The organism is Pedobacter lithocola (genome assembly GCF_042650845.1).
Lineage (GTDB): Bacteria > Bacteroidota > Bacteroidia > Sphingobacteriales > Sphingobacteriaceae > Pedobacter > Pedobacter lithocola.
The window spans coordinates 117,090-140,025 of record NZ_JBHSBW010000007.1 but is presented as its reverse complement, the minus strand read 5'-3'; the positions used below and the strand labels follow the sequence as shown (position 1 = coordinate 140,025).

22 protein-coding genes are annotated in these 22,936 nt (G+C 35.0%); 7 read left to right on the top strand and 15 right to left on the bottom strand.

Translation table 11 applies throughout. The features are described 5' to 3' along the window. Positions 1-78 precede the first annotated feature (78 nt). Positions 79-1,158, bottom strand: a complete 1,080-nt coding sequence (gene fbaA, locus ACFOWA_RS03045) for a class II fructose-bisphosphate aldolase (RefSeq protein ID WP_378981658.1) — start codon at positions 1,156-1,158, stop codon at positions 79-81. A gap of 408 nt (positions 1,159-1,566) precedes the next feature. Here fbaA and accD point away from each other — a divergent pair, with 408 nt between their 5' ends. Continuing rightward, positions 1,567-2,412, top strand: a complete 846-nt coding sequence (accD, locus tag ACFOWA_RS03040) for an acetyl-CoA carboxylase, carboxyltransferase subunit beta (RefSeq protein WP_378981656.1) — start codon at positions 1,567-1,569, stop codon at positions 2,410-2,412. A gap of 579 nt (positions 2,413-2,991) precedes the next feature. Next, positions 2,992-4,539: a M20/M25/M40 family metallo-hydrolase gene (locus ACFOWA_RS03035; protein WP_378981654.1), complete on the top strand. Its 1,548-nt coding sequence runs from the start codon at positions 2,992-2,994 to the stop codon at positions 4,537-4,539. Positions 4,540-4,821: 282 nt separating this feature from the next. On the opposite strand, the gene ACFOWA_RS03030 is transcribed toward ACFOWA_RS03035, so the two are convergent. From ACFOWA_RS03030 to glmM, 6 genes are all read right to left on the bottom strand, one after another. Next, the gene (locus ACFOWA_RS03030) at positions 4,822-5,826 is read right to left on the bottom strand and encodes a cytochrome d ubiquinol oxidase subunit II (RefSeq protein WP_378981652.1); all 1,005 of its coding nucleotides are present in this window, start codon (positions 5,824-5,826) and stop codon (positions 4,822-4,824) included. A gap of 92 nt (positions 5,827-5,918) precedes the next feature. Next, on the bottom strand, positions 5,919-7,244 hold the full coding sequence (locus ACFOWA_RS03025; RefSeq protein WP_378981650.1) for a cytochrome ubiquinol oxidase subunit I: 1,326 nt from the start codon (positions 7,242-7,244) through the stop codon (positions 5,919-5,921). 185 nt (positions 7,245-7,429) lie between these two features. Further along, the gene (locus ACFOWA_RS03020) at positions 7,430-8,329 is read right to left on the bottom strand and encodes an MBL fold metallo-hydrolase (protein WP_378981648.1); all 900 of its coding nucleotides are present in this window, start codon (positions 8,327-8,329) and stop codon (positions 7,430-7,432) included. 72 nt (positions 8,330-8,401) lie between these two features. Then, on the bottom strand, positions 8,402-8,605 hold the full coding sequence (locus ACFOWA_RS03015; protein ID WP_378981646.1) for a hypothetical protein: 204 nt from the start codon (positions 8,603-8,605) through the stop codon (positions 8,402-8,404). A 500-nt stretch (positions 8,606-9,105) separates the two neighbouring features. Next, positions 9,106-10,254, bottom strand: coding sequence for a cysteine desulfurase family protein (locus ACFOWA_RS03010; RefSeq protein ID WP_378981644.1), 1,149 nt, complete (start codon positions 10,252-10,254; stop codon positions 9,106-9,108). 3 nt (positions 10,255-10,257) lie between these two features. Further along, a complete protein-coding gene (gene glmM / locus ACFOWA_RS03005; protein WP_378981642.1) occupies positions 10,258-11,646 on the bottom strand; it encodes a phosphoglucosamine mutase in 1,389 nt (462 codons plus the stop codon). 820 nt (positions 11,647-12,466) lie between these two features. On the opposite strand from glmM, the gene ACFOWA_RS03000 reads away from it, so the two are divergent. The 4 genes from ACFOWA_RS03000 (at position 12,467) to ACFOWA_RS02985 (ending at position 15,152) form a co-directional block, all read left to right on the top strand. Further along, a complete protein-coding gene (locus ACFOWA_RS03000) occupies positions 12,467-13,198 on the top strand; it encodes a class I SAM-dependent methyltransferase (RefSeq protein ID WP_378981640.1) in 732 nt (243 codons plus the stop codon). Beyond that, the gene (locus ACFOWA_RS02995) at positions 13,195-13,758 is read left to right on the top strand and encodes a phosphatase PAP2 family protein (RefSeq protein ID WP_378981638.1); all 564 of its coding nucleotides are present in this window, start codon (positions 13,195-13,197) and stop codon (positions 13,756-13,758) included. The genes ACFOWA_RS03000 and ACFOWA_RS02995 overlap by 4 nt, the downstream gene beginning before the upstream one ends. After that, positions 13,758-14,480 carry a ZIP family metal transporter gene (locus ACFOWA_RS02990; protein ID WP_378981636.1) on the top strand — a complete coding sequence of 241 codons (723 nt, stop codon included), beginning with the start codon at positions 13,758-13,760 and terminating at the stop codon, positions 14,478-14,480. The genes ACFOWA_RS02995 and ACFOWA_RS02990 overlap by 1 nt, the downstream gene beginning before the upstream one ends. Positions 14,481-14,549: 69 nt before the next feature. Then, positions 14,550-15,152 carry a Uma2 family endonuclease gene (locus ACFOWA_RS02985; protein ID WP_378981634.1) on the top strand — a complete coding sequence of 201 codons (603 nt, stop codon included), beginning with the start codon at positions 14,550-14,552 and terminating at the stop codon, positions 15,150-15,152. Position 15,153: 1 nt separating this feature from the next. Here ACFOWA_RS02985 and ACFOWA_RS02980 read toward each other — a convergent pair whose 3' ends face one another. The 8 genes from ACFOWA_RS02980 to ACFOWA_RS02945 form a co-directional block, all read right to left on the bottom strand. Further along, positions 15,154-15,297: a DUF5522 domain-containing protein gene (locus tag ACFOWA_RS02980; RefSeq protein ID WP_378981632.1), complete on the bottom strand. Its 144-nt coding sequence runs from the start codon at positions 15,295-15,297 to the stop codon at positions 15,154-15,156. Between the two features lie 63 nt (positions 15,298-15,360). Further along, positions 15,361-16,317: an exonuclease gene (locus tag ACFOWA_RS02975; protein ID WP_378981630.1), complete on the bottom strand. Its 957-nt coding sequence runs from the start codon at positions 16,315-16,317 to the stop codon at positions 15,361-15,363. A gap of 74 nt (positions 16,318-16,391) precedes the next feature. Continuing rightward, a complete protein-coding gene (gene coaE / locus ACFOWA_RS02970) occupies positions 16,392-17,003 on the bottom strand; it encodes a dephospho-CoA kinase (RefSeq protein ID WP_378981628.1) in 612 nt (203 codons plus the stop codon). Then, a complete protein-coding gene (locus ACFOWA_RS02965) occupies positions 17,003-17,950 on the bottom strand; it encodes a CdaR family protein (RefSeq protein ID WP_378981626.1) in 948 nt (315 codons plus the stop codon). The genes coaE and ACFOWA_RS02965 overlap by 1 nt, the downstream gene beginning before the upstream one ends. A gap of 124 nt (positions 17,951-18,074) precedes the next feature. Continuing rightward, positions 18,075-18,392: a preprotein translocase subunit YajC gene (gene yajC / locus ACFOWA_RS02960; RefSeq protein WP_378981624.1), complete on the bottom strand. Its 318-nt coding sequence runs from the start codon at positions 18,390-18,392 to the stop codon at positions 18,075-18,077. Positions 18,393-18,472: 80 nt separating this feature from the next. Further along, entirely contained in the window at positions 18,473-18,928 is a 456-nt protein-coding gene (locus ACFOWA_RS02955) for a DUF1573 domain-containing protein (protein WP_378981622.1), read from the bottom strand. A gap of 1 nt (position 18,929) precedes the next feature. Beyond that, positions 18,930-19,880 (bottom strand): transcription antitermination factor NusB, encoded by a 951-nt coding sequence (gene nusB / locus ACFOWA_RS02950; protein ID WP_378981620.1) that lies wholly within the window; start codon positions 19,878-19,880, stop codon positions 18,930-18,932. A 45-nt stretch (positions 19,881-19,925) separates the two neighbouring features. Beyond that, positions 19,926-21,014 carry a Glu/Leu/Phe/Val family dehydrogenase gene (locus ACFOWA_RS02945; RefSeq protein ID WP_378981618.1) on the bottom strand — a complete coding sequence of 363 codons (1,089 nt, stop codon included), beginning with the start codon at positions 21,012-21,014 and terminating at the stop codon, positions 19,926-19,928. A gap of 108 nt (positions 21,015-21,122) precedes the next feature. Here ACFOWA_RS02945 and ACFOWA_RS02940 point away from each other — a divergent pair, with 108 nt between their 5' ends. Then, positions 21,123-22,913, top strand: coding sequence for an ABC transporter ATP-binding protein (locus ACFOWA_RS02940; protein WP_378981616.1), 1,791 nt, complete (start codon positions 21,123-21,125; stop codon positions 22,911-22,913). Positions 22,914-22,936: the final 23 nt, after the last annotated feature.

The following is a 22,936-nucleotide window of genomic DNA, read 5'->3' as shown; positions in this document are numbered from 1 at the left end:
GCGCTTTTGTTTAATTATTGGATGAATGATTTTTGAATGATTGTATAATTAATCAAGCATCAGAATCAACCAAAAACATTATAGCTTATCGTTAACGTTAATGCAATTTAAATCTTCGAAAGCACTTGTTAAACGCTTAACAAAAGTTTCTTCGCCTTTACGCAACCATACACGTGGGTCGTAATATTTTTTGTTTGGTTTATCATCTCCATCAGGGTTACCAATCTGACCTTGTAGATAAGCTTCGTTCTTTTTATAATATTCTAAAATACCCTCCCAAAATGCCCATTGCATATCTGTATCAATGTTCATTTTAATAGCACCGTAAGAAATTGCTTCTCTAATTTCTTCTTGCGATGAACCGGAACCACCATGAAAAACAAAGTTGATTGGTTTTTCAGCGCTTAAGCTAAATTTCTCTTTTACAAAATCCTGAGAATTTTTAAGAATAACTGGTTGCAATTTTACATTTCCTGGCTTATAAACACCATGAACATTACCAAAAGCTGCTGCAACCGTAAAGCGAGGAGAAACTTTGCTTAATTCTTCATAAGCATAAGCAACTTCACTTGGTTGAGTATATAACTTCGAGCTATCAACATCGCTGTTATCTACACCATCTTCTTCACCACCTGTAACACCAAGTTCGATTTCAATAGTCATATTCATTTTTGCCATGCGAGCCAGATACTTCGCAGAGATTTCCATGTTTTCTTCTATCGATTCTTCTGATAAATCTAACATGTGAGATGAAAACAAAGGTTTTCCAGTTTCAGCGAAGAATTTTTCGCCGTGGTCTAAAAGGCCATCAATCCAAGGCAATAACTTTTTAGCGGCGTGGTCTGTATGTAAAACCACGGCAACACCATAATGCTCTGCCAATAAATGTACATGTTTAGCTGCAGATACTGCACCTAAAATACATGCTTGCAATTTCTCGTTATCTAAAGTTTTACCAGCATAAAACTGCGCACCACCATTAGATAATTGAATCATAACAGGCGAATTTACTGCCTTAGCAGTTTCCAATACCGCGTTAACCGTGTTTGTACCGGTTACGTTTACTGCAGGTAAAGCAAACTGATGTTTTTTAGCCTGTTCAAATAATTCTTGAACGGCATCTCCGTAAATTACGCCTTTGTAGCCTTTTAAACTCATCTCTTGTTAATTTTATTAAGTCCGAAGTTATAAAAAAAATTAACATTATGTAGCTTTTGTAACAACAGAATTATTTGCCTTACAACCAACTAGGGCGTGTTTAGTGTAAAAAACACATTATCCTTAGTGTAAAAGAAACACTTTGGGCTAAATAATCAAATATGAACAATTTCAATAGGCAATAAACAATTAAGGTGAGTTATCAATTTTCAATAAACAATTTTCAAACATTACAAATCTCAATGGTAGCTTGATAATTAAAACTTGATTTTTGGTTTACTCTTAATTTCAGTTTGATTTTTGGTTATTCCCTCCTACTAGGTTTGATTATTGAAATTTGATTCCTGCTAATTTATAAACTTGATTATATTTTTCGTTTCTTTGCAATCCAATTCTTTAAAATAAAATATGGCTTGGTTTAAGAGAGAGAATAAAGGTATTATTACCAAAACTGAAGAGAAGAAAGAAGCACCTGATGGCGTATGGAATAAATGTCCGAATTGCAAAAAACCGCTTCATCAAACCGAACTTCAGGAAAACAAATACGTTTGCCATTATTGCGATTATCACCTTCGCGTAGGTTCTAAAGAATATTTCGAAGTTTTATTCGACAATAACGACTTTAAAGAACTTTTCGCCAATTTAACATCTGGCGACCCATTAAATTTTAACGATAATAAACCATACACCGAAAGAATTCTCGAAAGTCAGGCTAAAACTGGTTTGAAAGATGCAATTCGTGCTGGTGTTGGTAAAATAGAAGGTCAGGATTTGGTTATTGCCTGTATGGATTTTGCTTTCATCGGCGGTTCGATGGGTTCGGTAGTTGGTGAAAAAATTGCCCGCTCTATAGATTACAGCATCAAACATAAAATTCCTTTCTTAATGATTTCAAAATCTGGTGGAGCACGAATGATGGAAGCCGCATTTTCACTAATGCAAATGGCTAAAACATCAGCTAAACTTGCTCTATTAAGTCAGGCCAAAATACCTTACATTTCTTTATTAACAGACCCTACAACAGGCGGTGTAACAGCTTCTTACGCTATGTTAGGCGATATTAATATTGCCGAACCGGGCGCCTTAATTGGTTTTGCAGGTCCACGTGTTATAAAAGAAACTATTAAAAAGGATTTGCCTAAAGGTTTCCAAACATCAGAATTTGTTTTAGAACATGGTTTCCTTGATTTTATCGTGGATAGAAGAGCTATGAAAGCTAAATTAGGCGCTTTTATCAAAATGATGAATAATTAGGTAGACTCATAATCATTGGATAAATAGTCATTAGTTCATTAGTCATTGGTTAATTTGTGCAAATCGACTAATTAATGTTAAAAATATAATACGAAAAGCAGGATTCGATTTGGCTTCGGTTAATTCAGCCCTGCTTTTTGTTTCAAGTCCGCTCCCGATGAAAAATCGGGATTGCGGGCTTTCCACTTCAATCAGGTTTAAATTACACAGGCTTTGTGATTCTTGGGATTGGCAAAAAAAAAATACCCCACCCTTTTGACACCCCCTCAATAGGGGAATTCAACCGCAAAAACTATAGTGCTAATACGCTTTCCTAAGATTTGCCACGGAAACACTGAAGTCACGAAAATATAAGCTATGTTTTTATGGCGGATGTTTTAAACAAACTTTAACAACACCACAAACTTTCATAAACGCATCTGGTAGAAGATAAGCTCGAAAAAACGCCCTTTTTTTATAAGGAAAAAAGAAAGAGCCATTCCGGCGGAAAGAAAATAGATCAATCTGCAACATTTCCATTAACATCACTACTACCAAAAGCTTATTCCTTAAATTAGCCTATCAATTAAGCAAACTGAAATGAATAAAAAATTACTATTTCCAACTTTACTGCTATTTACCTCGTCTTTTGCTTTTGCGCAAGACAAAAAAGTAATCGATAATATCGTTAAAGAGGTAAACGAAAACTCACAATTAGAAAAATTAGCTCACGAACTTCTCGATGTTGTTGGTCCGCGATTGGTTGGTTCGCCGCAAATGAAACAGGCAAACGATTGGGCAGTTAAAAAATACAGCGATTGGGGAATCTCTGCTAAAAATGAAAAATGGGGCGAATGGCGTGGCTGGGAAAGAGGCGTAACTCATATAGATTTGGTTAGTCCAAGATTAAGAACATTAGAGGGCACACAATTGGCTTGGAGTCCATCAACCAATGGAAAGCCCATAAACGCTGAGGCAATTGTTTTACCTGCAATTACCGATTCCATTTCTTTTCAAAAATGGTTGCCAAATGCTAAAGGAAAGCTAGTTTTAATTTCAATGAATCAAATTTCTGGCCGACCAGAAAAAAATTGGGAAGAATTTGCAACAAAAGATTTATTCGATAAATACAAGAAAGAAAAAGCAGATGCAGCAAAAGCTTGGGCTGCAGGGGTTTCTAAAACTGGTTTAAATGCCAAAAATTTAGCTTTAGCTATTGAAAACGCAGGAGCAGCTGGTATCATTATCAATAATTGGTCGCAAGGTTTTGGTGTAGATAAAGTTTTTGGTGCAAATACAACTAAAATCCCTACAGTTGATTTATCGGTTGAGGATTATGGTTTGGTTTATCGTTTAGCAGTAAATGGGAATAAGCCAATGCTAAAAATAGAATCAGAATCGAAAGAATTGGGTGTTGTGCCCACTTTTAATACGATTGCAGAAATAAAAGGCAAACAGAAGCCAAAAGAATATGTAATGCTTTCTGCGCATTTTGATTCGTGGGATGCTGCAAGTGGGGCAACAGATAACGGTTCTGGTACAATTTTAATGATGGAAGCCATGCGGATTTTAAAGAAATTTTATCCTAACCCGAAACGCACAATTTTGGTTGGCCATTGGGGAAGTGAAGAGCAAGGTTTGAATGGTTCAAGAGCATTTGTAGAAGACCACCCGGAAATTGTTAGCAACTTACAGGCTTTATTTAACCAGGATAATGGAACCGGTAGAGTAGTTAACATTGGCGGACAAGGATTTGCAAAATCCAAAGATTACATTACGCGTTGGCTAGCTGCAGTACCAGATACCATCAAAAATCAAATTAAAACCAGTTTTCCTGGAATGCCAGGTGCAGGAGGTTCTGATTTTGCATCTTTCGTTGCGGCTGGAGCATTGGGGTACTCATTGAGTTCTACCAGTTGGGATTATGGAACTTACACATGGCATACCAACCGCGATAGTTATGATAAATTAGTTTTTGATGAAATACGAAGCAATGTAATTTTAGCAGCGATTATGGTTTACATGGCTTGTGAAGACCCTGAAAAAACATCGACAGAGAAAGCAACAGATTTACCAATTAACGAACGTACAGGCAAACAAGTTACTTGGCCAGTTCAAACAAAATCGAATAGAAAAGGTGGATTATAGATAAATCATCTAAACATTTTTTTAAACGGAGCATTTGGAAACAGATGCTCCATTTTTATGCTATTAATTTTCTTGTACAGACTTATGTTCGATAAACCCGATAAAGTGGAAATACTTTTTGTTGCATTGTTTCGACAAGCTAAGCATTGCATAGACAAAAAGATTGGAACGATAGCGGGACTATCGGAACCGAAGAATTACTGCATTTGCTTTTCAAATAATTTTAGCGAATCAGAATTGTGATTACCCTCTTCGAAAGTTTGAGAACGACAAAAATGTATTCTATTCTTCTTTCTTCTGAAACTTGTAAAATAAATAACCTAAAAAAGGCAAAATTAAAATGCTTCCAAGCAACAAGGCCATGCCTAAACTATAAATCGTTTTCTCCGGACCAATCGCTTCGAAAAGAGAAATTGCATCGCCATTTTTTAAGCGAATAAAGTTTGGAAAATGGGCATAACTTATTGCAAGTAAAATCATGGTAACTTGAAAACCGGCAAGAATTCTAAGCACTTGTGTTTTCCCTTTTATCAACAAATACCAAAGTAGAATAAGCGAAATACTTGCTAAAATGATAGCAGAAAGTCCTACCGGGTTTTTGAAAACCCAATCTGTTAATGGTATATTATCTAATTGTGCAGCGATAAAAACCATAGCTCCGAAAACTACCGCAGCGATATTCATGTATTCGGCCTTCTTAATAAAACGGCGTTTATCATAGGCTTCAGAAGTTTCACCAATTAAATAAATGGCTGCAAGAAACCCACAAAGTGCAACTGTAAATAGCCCAACTGATATTGAAAACCAGTTTAACCAGCTGTAAATATAAGCAGAAGAAAAATCTTTAGCATTAGTATCAATGTGACCAGAAATTAAACTCCCGGCAATAATACCTAAGAATAGAGGTGTGATAAAGCTAGAGTACCTGAAAATTCGGTTGTAAATCCAATGCATATCATCTTTAATTGCATCGTAATGCCGAAAAACAAATGCCGTACCGCGAGCAATGATACCAATAAGCATGATTAAAAGCGGGATGTGAAGATAAACCGACATAGTTGTGTAAATGTGGGGAAAGCCGACGAATAGTATTACAATTGCGATGATTAGCCACATGTGGTTTGCTTCCCAAACCGGTCCAATGGCTTGATACATGGTTTTACGGGTTTTACTCCGGTTGTTAGCAGAAGTAAATAATTCAATAATACCAGCGCCGAAATCTGCCCCGCCTAAAAGAAAGTAAAGCAAAATTCCCAAACACAAGAAAGTGATTACAACGTATTCCATAAATTATCTTTTTGCCACACATTAACACTGATTTGGCTTAGTATATCTCCTAAAAAATGTTCATCTGTGTTCATTCTTTTCATCTGTGTGTATTAATGTTTAACAATTGATTTATCGTTGTACAACACAGGAACCATTTTTATTTGTCGGTAAAGCAAAAATGTAACGATAATGCTTAACGAAAAATAAATTGCAGAGAATATATAAAATGAATATGCAATTCCGGGCATTGGTGTTACTGCGTCTTTTGTACGCATAATACCATAAATTATCCAAGGCTGCCTACCTACTTCGGTTACTACCCAGCCGGCCTCTAAAGCGAGGTATCCAAGCGGTATTGCCAATACAAATAGCTTAAGCAACCAGCGTTTTTCTAAAAGAGGTTTCTTTCTTATTAAATTGAAGAAATAAATTAATGAAATAAACATGAGCAATGTACCTATCCCGACCATTATTTGAAAGGCATAATGGGTAATGGCAACCGGTGGCTGCTCGTTCGCATGGATTTGATCTAAACCCTTAACCTCTGCTTTAAAATCGCCATGAGCCAGAAAACTTAGCGCACCAGGAATTTTAATTGCACCTTTAACGGTTTTATCTTTTTCATTTACGATGCCACCAATTAATAATGGCGCAGGCTTTTCGGTTTTATAAAGTGCTTCCATTGCGGCAAGCTTAGCTGGCTGCCTTTTAGCAACATCTTTTGCAGATATATCGCCACTTAAAGGCTGTAACAATGCCCCGATACAAGCAAATACAGCAGCGATTTTAAATGCTTTTAAATGGAAGTCTTTGTTTTGATTTCTTAATATCATTAATGCATGTACACCGGCAACCGCGAAGCCTGTAGCCGTAAAAGCGGCTAAACACATGTGTAAAGCTTGCGAAAACCACGCTTTATTCAACATGGCTTGTATTGGGTCGATATTTAAATATTTTCCATTTACAAAGTCGAAACCAGTTGGTGCATTCATCCATGCATTTGCGGCAACAACTAGAATACCTGAAGCTAAACCACTTACACCCACAACCATTCCGGTAAACCAGTGGAACCACTTGTTTAATTTGTTCCAACCGTATAGAAAAAAACCTAATGCAATGGCTTCGATAAAAAATGCCGTTCCTTCTAACGAAAATGGCATTCCGAAAATTGGCCCTGCATGTTCCATAAACTTTGGCCATAATAAACCTAATTCAAAGGATAACATGGTACCTGAAACTGCCCCGGTTGCAAAAAAGATGGCTACACCTTTGCTCCAGGCCTTCGTTAAGTTTTTATACCCTTCATCATTGGTTTTTAACCACTTGTAATGAGATACAGCCATAAAGAATGGCATAACCATACCAATGCAAGAAAATATAATGTGAAAGCCTAAAGATAAGGCCATTTGGGAGCGAGCTGCTAAAAAATCATCCATATCTGATTTGGATTTTGTGTAACACAAAGATAGCAGTTAAGGTTTACCTTCTTGCTGATTTATAAAGCACTAGCGGAATTATTTAGAATATAGAATGTTTATAAATTAACAAAACATTTAGGTAACCGTGAAGAGTTAATTTCGCAAATTGTGCTAATCACAATCTGCGAAACTTGAGTCAGTTATTAAGCTCCTTTTAATTCATCATAAGCAGCTGTTAAGCTTCTTTGTATTCCTTCTCCTTGCCATTCTGGTGCGTTAGGTATTGAAGTTGCTTTTAAAATATCTTCTTTATTTTTTCCTGCTTTTATTTCTGTGCCAACAAAAGCCAGTAAATTTTGAAGATAATTTTGGAAAGCTTTAATGTCGGCTTTGTTTCCTGTTATCTTTTCTGGCTCGCGACTGTGGCCATAAATGAACATCGTATCGTTATCGAACTGATTGTGAATTTTCTCCAAAGCGGTAATCCAATTTTCAATATGGGCACCATTCTCTCTATCAATGTAAGGGTATTTTCTATTCGAAACCAGATCGCCTACATGAACGATGTTTGCATTTTCGAAGTGATAAACAGCATCGCCATTGGTATGAGCTGAGCCGTAATAATAAGCACTGATTTTTTCATCACCAGCTGGTGCCTTCCAACCTGTTCCAAATGTAGTATCTGGCAAAAGTTGTTCATCTAAATTATTTGCTTTCTCCGCTCCTCTTTTTTGATTCACAAGGGAATTTTGATGAGCAACAACTTTCTCCGCTAAGCCTTTAAAAGCAATGTTTCCGCCAGTGTGATCGCCATGATGATGAGTATTAATGAGGTATTTAAAAGGTTTCTCACCTAGTTTTTTTAATTCATCGATAACGTGAGGTGCGGATGTTGGAAACTGTGAATCAACTACTACGAATCCACTCGATGAATTTAACCATCCTATCGTTCCGCCTTGCTCGGTAAAAACACCAACATTATTTCGAAGTGCTTTAAAATTATATGCTCTTAATAGTTCTTTTTGTGCAAACACATCAGTTTTGTAAACTGATAGTAGTGCCATCGCTAATGCCGAATTCTTGATAAAATTTCTTCTTTCCATTTTAGGGTTAACTTAAAAAGCCACAACAAATGTTGTGGCTTAAATTTAGTAATATTTTAATTTAGTTCGGTATTAAATACCTGAACCAGGAGTTGTTCCTGGCTCATGTCCCGGACCAAATGAATTGTTTTTACGTCCTTTATCTTTTTCAAACAAGTTAGTACCAACTTTTGATGATTTATTTTCATCCAATTTTCTATCTTGTTTAATGTCTTCTGCTGTTTTATCAAGCAATTCATTCTCAACAACTTTACCTTTTTCTTTATTATTTTCCATGGTATTTTGATTTGATGTAATGATAGAACATTTGAAAAATAATATTGTTTTTGATAGCTGTTTTAGGAATGAGAATAATGATATTTTAAGAATTTATTCATTTGTACTTTATGCAAATAAACAACTTTTAGGTTGGCGATAAATCATTAGCTATGCCAGATGCGTTCTTAGGAATATTGGTAGGAGTTTGAATGTTTGTCTCCTTTATAATTTTAAATACTTTAGATTTTAGAAAAGAAAGATTTCCCAGCCCAAGAATTACAAAGCCTGCGTAATTTAAACCTGATTGAAGTGTAAAGCCCGCAATCCCGATTTTTCGTCGGGAGCGGACTTGGAACGAAAAGCAGGACTAACTTAAAAAGATGTGATGCAATTGCTTTCCAAAAAAAATATTTGCTATCATGGATGAGTTCTTTGAAAAGTTTCGAAGGGATAAAAAAAAATCCAAATAAAAAAGTCCCGAATTGCTCCGAGACTGTTCCTATTTGGTTATTGATATTTTAGGCTAATGCATTCTGCTTAACCACCATTTTTACTTTTTCGATTACATAATCCAATTCTTCTTTTGTAGTAAACTTACTAAAAGAAAAGCGTACAGATGGACGATTTGGATCAGCGTTTATACCATTTAATACGTGTGAGCCAATGTTAGAGCCTGATGAACAAGCACTTCCACCTGATGCGCATATACCATTGATATCTAAATTAAACAATAACATATCAGCCATATCCATTTCAGGAAATGAAACGTTTAACACCGTATAAAGGCTTTTATCTGCATCAGTTTCACCATTAAATGCTATACCAGGAATTTCAGCAATTAAAGCATTTTTTAAGTAATCTTTTAAACTTTGAATCTGGTTTTGATGCTGTTCCATTTCGGCATAGGCGATTTCTAACGCTTTTGCCAAGCCCACAATACCATAAACATTCTCTGTTCCGCCACGCATATTACGCTCTTGTGCACCACCATAAATCATCGGTGGAATTTTTACATTGCTATTAACGTATAAAAAACCAACGCCTTTTGGTCCATGCAATTTATGTGCAGCGCAAACTATAAAATGTGCCTTTAATTCGCGAACGTTATGGGTGTAATGCCCCATGGTTTGAACGGTATCGGCGTGATAAATTGCGTTATATTTTTCGCAAATATCGCCCACTTTAACCATATCTGTTAAGGTACCTAATTCGTTATTTGCATGCATTAATGATACAAATGTACGCTCATTTTGCTGTAACAATTCTTCTAAATGAGCATAATCTACATTTCCCTTTTCATCGATATTTACAAAGCTTAATTTATCAATTTCGCCATTCTTTAGCATGATGTTTAGCGTTTGCTCTACCGCATGATGCTCAATTTTGGAAGTTATGGCGTGTTTAATTCCATAAGCAGAAATACCGCAACGAATTGCTGTATTATCGGCTTCGGTACCGCCAGATGTAAAAAAGATTTCGGATGGAGAAGCACCTAGAAGATTTGCAACTGTTTTACGTGCCTTTTCTACTAAAGTTCTTACCTCTCTGCCAAGCGCATGAATAGCCGATGGATTACCAAAGTAGTTTTCCATCACATTCGTCATTTCTGCAATTACAGCTGCATCTAAAGGCGTTGTAGCTGCATTATCTAAATAAACTCTTTTCATGTGCTAGTTTAGTTTTAGGATTTCTTTGATATCAGATATGATTTTGTTAGCCAGACTCTCTGCAACCGTTTCGTTTTCTGCCTCACTATAAATGCGAATAATCGGCTCGGTATTAGAACGACGTAAATGTACCCATGTTTTATCAAACTCGATTTTTAAACCATCTATTGTACTGTAAGGCTGATTTTTATATTTTTCTTCTACCTTTTTTAATAAATTATCGATATCCATTTCTGGCGTAAGTGTAATTTTATTCTTAGAGATATGATATTGCGGATAACTGCTTCTTAATAGCGAAATTGATTTACCAAACTTTGCCAAATGCGTTAAAAACAAAGCAATTCCAACCAAAGCATCTCTACCGTAATGAGATTCGGGATAGATGATACCACCATTTCCTTCACCGCCGATTATGGCATTAGTTTCTTTCATTTTGTTAACTACATTAACTTCGCCAACCGCCGAAGCATTATATTCAGAACCTGCTTTTTCTGTCACATCGCGTAAGGCTCTGGTTGATGATAGATTAGAAACGGTATTTCCTGGCGTATTTTTTAGAACGTAATCTGCAACCGCAACCAAAGTGTATTCTTCGCCAAACATGCTTCCATCTTCGTTAACGAAACACAAACGGTCTACATCGGGGTCAACAACAATACCTAAATCCGCATTTTGTTTTTGTACTTCTTTCGAAATTGCCGTTAAATTTTCTGGTAGTGGCTCAGGGTTATGCGGAAATTGGCCGTTTGGCTCACAATATAATTCTGTAACTCTGGTTACACCTAAAGCTTTTAATAATGCTGGGATAAAAATTCCGCCTGTAGAATTTACACAATCGATAACAACTTTAAAATCAGCATTTTTAATTGCTTCAACATCAACTAATGGCAATGCTAAAACTTTATCAATATGCTTTTGCAGATAGGTATCATTTTTAATAACCTTACCTAATTTATCAACTTCAGCAAATTCAAAAGCGGCATTTTCTGCGATATCCAAAACATCTTTCCCATCTAAATCGCTAATAAACTCACCGTTTTGGTTTAGTAACTTTAACGCATTCCATTGTTTAGGATTATGGCTTGCCGTTAAAATAATACCTCCACCAGCTTGTTCATCTGGAACTGCAACTTCCACAGTTGGTGTAGTAGAAAGACCTAAATCGATAACTTCAATACCTAAACCCTGTAAGGTACCGATAACTAAATTATTCACCATTTCGCCAGAAATTCGGGCATCGCGACCTAAAACGATTCTTTTATTACCGGTTTTTTGCACTACCCAACTTCCAAAAGCTGCTGTAAATTTTACTATATCAATTGGTGTTAAGCCATTTCCTGCTTGTCCGCCAATAGTTCCTCTTATTCCTGAAATTGATTTTATTAAAGTCACTTTGTGTATTTTGTATGAACTTCAAAAATAAGAAAAAAATCAAGATAGCGGGCATTTAAGCAACGGTTGCCTAGTTAATTTACATTGTATTTATATCTATTTACACGATATATTTGGTAGAAATTGAGTCAACTGGTAAAGTAAAACGTTTGATTAGTTTTTAACTTCTGAAAATTTGTTTTTAAAAATTGTAGCCTCTTAAAGTTGAAACTAGAGTATTGAAATTCTCGGCTTCGCTCAAAATGACGAATATGGATATTTCCCTACTTGCATAACCAACCGTTTTTTCTAAACCTGACAATAGCGGCAGCCCCGAGTTTTTCGACGAGGGCTACAGCGGTTGGCAGGCTACAAATCCCGATGAAATGCTGACGGTAATATCCACAATAAAAAACTAAAATGATAAAATTATTTAGCCACCTGCATAACCAACCGCCGTTTCTAAACCTGACAGCAGCGAGCATACCGATTTTTCATCGGTATAAAGCGAATGGCAGGGCTGCAATCCCCAATGAAATGCTTACGATAATTTCCAAAATAAAAAACTAAAACGATAAATTATTTAGCCAACTTTCCTAACCAACCGCTGTTTCTAAACCTGACAATAGCGGCAGCCCCGAGTTTTTCTACCAGTGCTACAGCGGTTGGCAGGGCTGCAAGCACCCATGAAATGCTGACGGTAATTTCCAAAAAATAGAAATAAGGTAAATTTTGAATTAAATACTTGAAACTAATAAAATTGCGTAGCCATGAGATTAATGTGTAACGATTAACCCAAATTTATCTAAGTTTGCAAATTCGAAAACAAAAGGCTTTTTTTATGCAGCGCAAGTGGTTTCAATATTGGTTTAATTCTCCATATTATCATATACTTTACCAACAAAGAAACGACGCAGAAGCCGAACTTTTTATTGATAACATTACAGAATTTATACAACCTGCAGCCGAATCGAAAATGCTTGATATTGCCTGCGGTAAAGGTAGACACTCGATTTATCTTAACAAAAAGGGCTTTGATGTAACCGGAATAGATTTATCGGAACAAAGCATAAAATACGCCAAATCTTTCGAAAACAGCAAACTGCATTTTTTGGTGCACGATATGCGCAAGCTTTTCTACATTAATTACTTTGATGTTGCTGTTAATTTATTTACCAGTTTTGGTTATTTTGATACCGAACAAGAACATGTAAATGCCCTTAAAACTTTTAGAAAGTGTTTGAAAACAGATGGAATACTGGTTTTAGATTATTTTAATACCGAGAAAATTATCAGGAACTTAAATTCATGCGAAATTAAGTCGCTTAATGGCATCGCTTTTAAAATAACTAAAAGTGTGGCGGATGGTAAAATCATCAAAAAAATAAATTTTGAAGATAATGCTAAGATTTACAACTTCGAAGAGCGAGTTCAGGCATTTAGTTTCAGTGATTTTGAAAGGATGTTAATTAAAGCGGGAATGGTGATACAGAAAAGATTTGGCAGCTATATGCTTGAAGACTTTGATGAAGTAAATTCAGACCGATTGATTTTAATCTGCAAAAAAGCATGATAGAAAGCATACAGCAATTTGATATTGAGTTGTTTTTGAGAATCCACAGAGGACTTTCAAACAACTTTTTCGATTGGCTGATGCCGCTATTGCGCAACCGATTTTTTTGGTCGCCAGTTTATATTTTTATTGTAGTTTTTTGCATTAAGCAATACAAAAAACAAGGTTTATACATTATCGGAATGATAATTTTAACTTTTGCCTTAAGCGATTTTACAGCTTCGAAATTGGTAAAGCCCTTTGTAAGTAGAGTTAGGCCTTGTAATGATTTTGGTTTAGCTAATTTTATAATTCATCGTGTACCATGCGGAAGTGGACTAAGTTTTCCGTCTGCCCATGCAACCAATCATTTTGGTATTGCCGCATTTCTAATTTGCGTTTTTTACAGCCGCTGGAAACCAATTTTACCCACTGGGATATTTTGGGCAGCAAGTGTTAGCTTTGCACAGGTTTATGTTGGTGTGCACTACCCTATTGATGTTACCGCTGGTGCATTGCTTGGAACGATGATTGGTTTTATATGCTCTTTAATATTTAAAAAACTACAACCCGAATTTTAATGGAAGCTTGGAAATTTGCCGTACTTTTTTTCTGTGCTTTTTTAGGAGGCACCGCTATATTTCTAGTTAAAAGCGATAAATCCAAATTATTGAAGTTGATACTATCCTTCAGTGGTGCTTACCTTTTTGCTATAACCGTTCTACATTTAATTCCTGATGCTTATAGTGGAACAGATAAGGGAGAGATTGGGATTTTTATCTTAATTGGTTTCTTGCTGCAAATTTTCTTAGAGCAATTTTCGGAGGGTGTAGAACATGGTCATATCCACAAACATCAAGATGGCAATCTTTTTCCTTTCGGAATTATGATTAGCCTTTGTTTGCATGCATTTTTAGAGGGAATGCCATTAGCCAAAGACCAACATAATGAGTTAATTTTTGGCATTTCTTTACATCATATCCCTGCTGCATTTGCTTTAGCAAGTATTTTAATGCAAAACCATTTTAAAAAAGGCAGCATTATTATTTATCTGTTAATTTTTGCAGTAATGGCTCCATTAGGCTTTTACGTAAGTATTGGTTTAAGCAATGGCACAATTGGAGGCATAGATGCTTACTTTAACAAAATAATGGGTATTGTAATTGGTATTTTCTTACACATTTCTACTACAATTTTATTCGAATCGAGCGCCGACCATAAAATTAATACCCGAAAAATGATTGCCGTTTTATTGGGTATTGGTGTTGCACTGATAGGATTTTTTGCCGGGCATGCGCATTAAATAAAATTCCTATTCAATTACTTAAAACGTAATGTTATTGGAATTGGAGATTTTTAGTTAAATTAGAGTATGGATTTGATTGTAAATGAGCCCACTGTAGCATATAAAAAAAGGCATTTTTCTGTTGAGGAATATCTTGAAATGGAAAAAGCTTCACAAGAAAAACATGAATATTTTCAGGGAGAAATATTTGCTATGTCTGGTGCTAGCACAAATCACAATGAAATCTTCACTAATTTATTTGTAGAAATAGGCAATAATTTAAGAGGAAAGAAGTGTCGACCTTTTGGCAGCGATATGCGGATGCAGATCCCTACAAATGGCTTATTTACTTACCCAGATATTTCGATATACTGCAATAATGCAAAACAAAGTGAAGCTGATAGCGAAAGTTTTATTGAACCCACCGTTATTATAGAAATTTTATCACCATCTACTAAAAATTATGATAGAGGTCATAAATTTGAGCTTTACAAAGATATCCCGACTTTAAAAGAATACATTCTAATTGACTCTGAATCAGTAATGGTTGAAGCGTTCTACTTAAATGATAAACAGCAATGGGCATTGAAAAAGCATAAAGAAATTAGCCATACTTTACAATTTATTTCAATGGGTTTTGAAGTAGCTTTAATTGATATTTACAGTAGAGTTAAATTAAATAAAGAATAAACTACTTTTTACCTTTCTTCTTGCCGTATCCCCACGGACAATGCTTGCACTTATTTTTACAGCAATAGCCTCTTTTTAAATGATATGCTGAAGTAAATACCATCAGTCCATCTTCGTTAAAGTAAAAATCTTCGCCTTCTTTCATTTGAAAATAGTAAGTTTTGAAGAAAAGAATGCGGCTTCTGCATTCAATAATTCTATCATGCTCTTAATCAATCATTTTATTGTTAAGGATTTTCACTTCCAACTTACCCTCAAAATATTCTTTTAAATGTTTCCCATCGCCGTGTAAAGTCCAAACTTGTTTTGGCTGTACTTTTTCGATGGTTTCTAAAATTGCGTCCCAATCGGCGTGGTCGGAAATGTATAGTGAAATACCATTTTGTTGTTGTAAATTTTTCCAGCCTGAAGCGAAAACGCGAACTACATTTATGGCCTTATGGTAACTGTGAAACACCATCGGTGGTACTATATAAACTTGATTTTCCTGAATGTTCTTCATCACTTTTCTATCATAAATTTTATAGTTGCCAATTTTTATTCCATAATTTTCATAAATTTTTACAAAAGGCATAATGCTATGGTGCACCATTATATTTTTTAATGGGCAATGTGCATTCAGCAACTGAATAATCCTTTGGCTTTTACCTAAAGCATAAGCACCTAACATAATGTTAGCACGCGTATCATTAAGTTTTTTAATTTCCTCAATTGCAGACGGATGTTTTGTTTCAGGGTTAGCGAATGTACTTTCAGTAATTAATACATCAGCTTTTATAAATTCGAAAGCCTCGCAAGTGGCATCGGGTTCGATTTTGTAATCTCCAGTATATAGATATTTTGCACCTTGATATTCCATTAAAACCTGTGCTGACCCTAAAATATGTCCTGCAGAATAAAAAGTTATAGCTACATCTTTAATTTTAAAAGTTTCATGATATTGTTTTATATGGAAATCTTCAGCAGCAAATTTGCGGTAGCGGTGTTTCATAAAACTTTCTGTAGCAGCTGTACAATATACGTTATGGCTTCCACCAATTGCATGGTCGCCATGGGCATGAGATACAACGGCTTCGGTAACAGGTTGCTGAGGATCTAAATAAAAATCGCCGTAAGCACAGTATAATCCTGTTGAAGTAAGGGTAATAAAATCGTTTAGAATCATTTACCAGGATTAATAAGATTTAAGAATAAGGAAAGATTGAAACATTAAAAAGACGAGGTTTTTTGAAAACGTTTTTAAATGGTTTGAACTTTTGAAGCAAGCTGCAAAAAATGCTTGTGAAGACTTAAAACTTGTTTGATAATCGAATGTTCTTCATCGTTAACAATAAAATGTTCGGCCATTTTAGCTTTATCCTCATCAGTCATTTGCTTGCTCATTCTGGCTTTTACCTGTTCTGTTGAAACATTATCACGCTGTATAACACGATTGATTTTAGTTTCCATTGGTGCTGTAACTAAAATTGAGGTGTCACACATTTTATATGAATCACTTTCAAAAAGCAATGCAGCTTCTTTAAGCGTATATGGAACATTATTTTTAACCTCATTTGCCCAAGCATCGAAGGCTCGGAAAACTGCTGGATGAACCAATGCATTTAATTTTGCCAATTCTATTTCACTATTAAAAACTATAGCAGCAATATGTTTATTGTTTAATATTCCATCATCGAAATAACTGTTTTTACCAAATGTAGATTTTACACCTTCAATAAGTTCGGCATCTTTAATCATGATGTTTTTGGCTTCTGTGTCTGCATAAAACACTGGAATACCCAGAACTTCAAAAACCTTGCATACGGTAGTTTTTCCGCTGCCAATGCCACCTGTTATACCAATTTTATACATTATCTCTCTACTATGAAATCAACCTTCGATGGACTTATCTTTATCAGTTTACAATATTCAGGAAATTCAGTAAGCTTTACCGTAAATTGATTATGGTGTAATACAGACCATTCATCTAAATCAACTACAGCTGTTATAAAACTTTCATCAACCTGTTCAAAATAACTTAGCGCAACTAAAAACGTAATTTTAACTCTTTTAGGATAAAGCCTCACGCCATAAAAATTTCTGTTATTAATAATTTTTAAAGGAACTTCAACCGTCTTTTCTGTAAATTCATCAACAGGTAAACGAACTTCAACAGATGATGGAAATATACTTACATTTTTATGTGTGCTATGCTGCATATTTACCCTAAACGTTGCACTATTCTGTACTCTATCTAGTTTAAGCGTATCGGTTGACCATTCATTAATTTTAAGCAATTCCTCAATCGGCCCCGTAACAGTAACAGACTTTGGATTCAATTTAATTTCACTAGCAACGCCGTACTGTTTTAAAAACTCAATTTTTTGAATTAACCTCACAGGAACCTTCTTTACAGTTCGTTTTGTAAAATCGAAATATAAGGTATCAGGTTTTACAGAAATTACCTTTTGCGAAGTTTCTAGTTGCTTATTTACGTTATACAATTGAGCTGAAAATACCACAAAATCTCGAGTGCTCAGTTGATTTAAACTTACCGCAATAGATTGAGGGTTGATTCTTAACCTTGCAAAAAGCAATTGCCAACCCGTTCCTTCTACTTGCAAATCAACTGTATCTGATTGTAAAGGGTGAAAGGCACGATTTTGAGGGAAATTTTTATAAATTAAAACTGTTTTAGCAGTGTAAACATATTTATTATTTAATGCCATAAAAAGCCATGAAGCTATAGCTAGTAGCAAACAAGCTAAAAGGCTAAAAACACGTCTTCTTTCTATTTTAGTTAATTTGATAAAAGGCATAAATAATTAATTTAAAAATATGATGCAGACCTTTTTACAGCCCGAAATCCATTTTACCAAATGTAGTAAAACAAAAACAGTCCCGAAAACATTCGGAACTGCACATTAATTTTTATGAGTTTGATTAAGCTTTTGGCGGAGTTGTAGAAGCTTTTGTAGCATCTAACGAAATCGCAGATTTATCAAATCTGATTTTACCACCGCCTTCAGTTTCGATTAAAAAAGTTGTATCATTTGCACCAACAATTTTACCGTGAATACCAGCTGTTGTTATGATTTTATCTCCGATGCCGAGTTCGGCAACTAATTTTTTATGGTCTTTAGCTTTTTTAATTTGCGGGCGAATCATAAAAAAGTAGAACACTACCATGATTAGTACCATTGGTACAATTGTACCTAACATACCGCCACCTGCTGCTTGCAAAATTACTGTTGATATCATTTGTCTTTATTTGTTATTTAAATTTATTAATTAGCCAATTGATTTAATATGGCTATTGATATTGGATGATTTACTTTTGATTACTTTTTTTCTAACACTTCACCAACTAAATGAACCGTGCTTACGTTAGGGTTAGCATTTGAAGTTACAGTAACAACTTTATCTTGCATACCCATTTTTCCTTCGCTATTAAAAACTACCTTAATTACACCTTCTTTACCTGGCAATATTGGCTCTTTTGGCGTTTCAGGAATAGTACAACCACAAGTGGCCGTAGCATTCGAAATGATTAAAGGGCTTTTACCTGTATTTTTAAACTTAAAATCATGCTGAACCTTTTCTCCCTGCTGTATTTTTTCAAAATCAAAAATCTCACGTTCAAAAGTTATTACCGCAGCATCTGCCGGAGCAATTTTAGATACATTAGATGTATCGTTACCAACAGAAACACTTGAACCTTCTGAAGCATTTGTGTTTGAATTACGACAAGCTGCAAAAGATATTGCAGCTATAAAAAGGATAAATACTCTTTTCATTTTATTCTTCAATTAATCCGCGACCGATTTTTTTAATGGTATTGGTTTTCTTTAAATCGCCTAAAATTTTATCTAAAATACCGTTTATAAACGAATTACTTTTCGGTGTACTGTAATCTTTTGATAATTCTAAATACTCATTAATGGTAACTTTTACAGGAATTGATGGAAAATTTAGAAGCTCGCAAATTGCCATTTTCATTAAAATTGTATCCATTAAAGCGATACGCTCCGATTCCCAATTTTTAGTTCTTTCAGCTATCATTTCTTGATATTTAGCATCATTTTGCAAAGTATGTACAAATAGATCCTGTACAAACTGGCTATCTTCAATCCAATCTGCACTTATCTCCGTAAGCTTATTTTTGAATGGATCATCATAAACGAAATTTTTCAGCGTTTTAGCCACCATACCTTTCATCACTTCATGGTCAACCTGCCAATTGATAAATTTCTCTTCAAAAACCTGAATAATAGCCTGGTTCTTTAAAATAATTTTTCTGAAAATGTATTTGATAATGTCTTTTGATGATTCTAAACTTTCATCAGGGTTAGCAAGATATTCTGCATATTCCTTTGATGCTTTTAGTGAGTTGTAAACTGTTTTACGGATTTCTGGATCGAAACCCCAATCTACCTTGTATTTTTTTACAGAAGCAACGTATTCAGGATTTTGCTGCATTAATACACTAAACTTGTTGTGCAGCAATTTCATGTTTGGATTGATATCATCTGCAGTTTTAATGTGCTTGTTAGCACGTTCTGCAGCATCATTGGCAGTAAATTCGGTAACTTCTACCATTAAAGAAAGCATCCAGATATACATTTCGTAAACGCTATCTATGCTTTGCATTAAAATTTTAAGATCACCTTTGATGTCTTTTTTATCTGCCATGTGCCATGCAAAAATGTTTTGCAAAGCTTTAATTCTTAAGTGCCTTCTGTTTAACATGAATGTAAGAACGAGTTTGGTTTTTGTAACCGATTAATAAAATATTTAATATGTTGATTTGATTTTCTTTATATCTGCAATGCGCTTTTCAGCAATTCGATTTACAGCAATATTTGTTGGTATTTGTTCTGCTTTACTTAGTTTAATAACATTTCTTGTAGCCTCGTAAATATTCTCCGTTAGCTGTACGGTGCGCTTTTTACCAAAGCCTGTTAGTTCCGAATAACAAGAAATTAAGCCACCTGCGTTGATTAAATAATCTGGTGCAAATAGTATTCCCTTTTTCATTAACAGCTCGCTATCTAAAACTTCATCTTTTAATTGATTGTTTGCTGAACCCGCTATAATCGCGAATTTCATCCGTTCGATGGTTTTATTGTTAACCGTTGCTCCCATCGCACAAGGCGCATAAACATCAGCATCAATCCCAAAAATTTTATCTGCTTCAATGGGTTTAGCTTTATATTTTCGGGCAACGTAAGTCAACTGCTCTTGGTTAATATCACTAATTAAAACTTCAGCATTTTCTTTTCTTAGTAAAGCAACTAGGTGTTCGCCTACATTTCCAATTCCTTGTACAACTATTGTTCGACCTGCAAGCATATCGGTACCGAAGACCTCTTTAACACTTGCTTTTATACCTAAATATACACCTTGAGCAGTAAATGGAGCAGGATTTCCGGCACCACCAATAGATTCTGGAACACCTGTTACGTAATTGGTTTCCATCCGAATGAATTCCATATCACGAGTATTGGTACCCATTTCTTCAGCAGTTATAAATTCGCCATTCAGATTTTTGATAAACCTGCCATAGCTACGCATTAAAGTTTCTGTTTTGTCTTTCCTCGAATCGCCAATGATAACGCCTTTTCCACCACCTAAATTTAAGCCTGTAATGGCAGATTTGTAGGTCATTCCCCTTGATAAACGCAATGCATCTTCTAAGGCTTCGCCTTCGGTGGCATAACTCCACATGCGGGTTCCGCCTAAAGCCGGACCTAAAGTGGTATCGTGAATAGCGATAATAGCTTTTAAACCTGAATCGGGATCATTACAATAAACCAATTTTTTATGCCCATAAGCACTTAATTGCTCTAGTATTGATGAATCTGACGAAGAATTTGCTGGCATAATGAACGTTCGGCTAACCTGCTGCAAAAATAAAATAAAAAACCATTATTACATGATTTTAACTAAACTATAACAAAATTTGTTGCGCATTGGCTAAGTTTGTGGAGTATGAAACATCTGAGTCGCTTAAATAAATACTTCCTTAAATACAAATGGTGGATTATTCCTGGAAGCATTTTCGTTGTGATATCTAACGTTTTTGGTGTTGTACCTGCTCAGGTTATCGGTTATGCGTTTGATTTAATTACAGAAAACATTCAGATATACAATCTATTTAACGGCTTTAATCGCCAGCAAGTAATTTATGACATTTTCAGTAACAGCCTTTTGTACTTCGGGCTTTTAGTAATCATATTGTACATACTACGTGGCTTGTTTTTATTTTTCATGCGCCAAACCATTATTCTTATGTCGAGGCATATAGAATTTGACATGAAAAACGATATTTATCAACACTATCAAAAGTTGAGTTTAGGCTTTTATCGTAGAAACAACACTGGCGATTTAATGAATAGAGCTACTGAGGATGTAAATCGAGTTAGAATGTATGTTGGGCCGGCAATAATGTACACCATAAATACTTTTGTTTTATCGGTGCTAATTATTTGGTCGATGTTTGATGTAAACGCAAAACTTGCTATTTATTGCCTGCTACCGCTTCCATTTTTGGTGATTATTATCTATTATGTAAATACGTTAATTTTTAAGAAAAGCGGTAGAATTCAGGAACGCTTATCAGATCTTTCAAGTTTTGTTCAAGAACGATTTTCGGGCATTAGAATTATTAAATCCTACGTTCGTGAGGATTATACCAGAAATATGTTCGAAGCTCAAAGTAACAGGTATAAAAAAGATTCGATGGGCTTGGTAAAGGTTTCAGCATTATTTTACCCTACAATGCTTTTATTAATTGGTTTAAGCACTATTTTAACCATATATATTGGTGGTATCCAAGTAATGAACGGCAGTATAACGGCTGGAAACATTGCAGAGTTTATAATTTATATCAACCAATTAACATTTCCGGTAACGATGCTCGGATGGGTTACATCACTTATTCAACGGGCTGCAGCATCGCAGAGAAGGATTAATGAGTTTTTAGATATCCCTTCTGATATTCAATCAACTAACTCAGAAGAAATAACTTTAAATGGAAACATTAGCTTTAAAAATGTCAGTTTTACATATCCTGATACTGGTATTGAAGCATTAAAAAATGTTAGTTTCGAAATTAAAAATGGTGAATTTGTAGCCATCATCGGTAAAACTGGTTCAGGAAAATCAACATTAGCCAATTTAATTATGCGGATGTATGATGTGGAAAATGGTTCGATTACCATTGATGGCGAAAATTTAAAATCGTTGAATTTAAAAAACTACCGCGGTCAGATTGGTTTTGTACCTCAAGAAGTTTTTCTTTTTTCTGATACGATAAAGAATAATATTGCATTCGGTTTAGATACCGTTACAGATGATGAAGTATATGATGCAGCAAAGAACGCATCGGTTTACCACAACATTATCGATTTTGACGAAAAATTTGAAACCATGCTTGGCGAAAGGGGAATAACACTCTCTGGTGGCCAAAAACAACGTGTTTCGATTGCAAGGGCTTTAATTAAATCGCCTAAAATTTTAATTTTTGATGATTGTCTCTCGGCCGTTGATACCCGTACTGAAGAAGAAATTTTGCAAAATTTGGGTAAAATAATGAATGGCAAAACCAGTATCTTAATTGCACACAGAATATCAACAATTAAAAATGCTGACAAAATTCTGGTGCTAGATAATGGAAAAATTATAGAACAAGGAACACATAATGAATTGCTTAGCTTAAATGGTAGTTATGCAGAATTATACCATAACCAACTTTTAGAAGAAGAAACCCGAAGTAGTTAATTTGTGTTAAATTCTATTTTGAA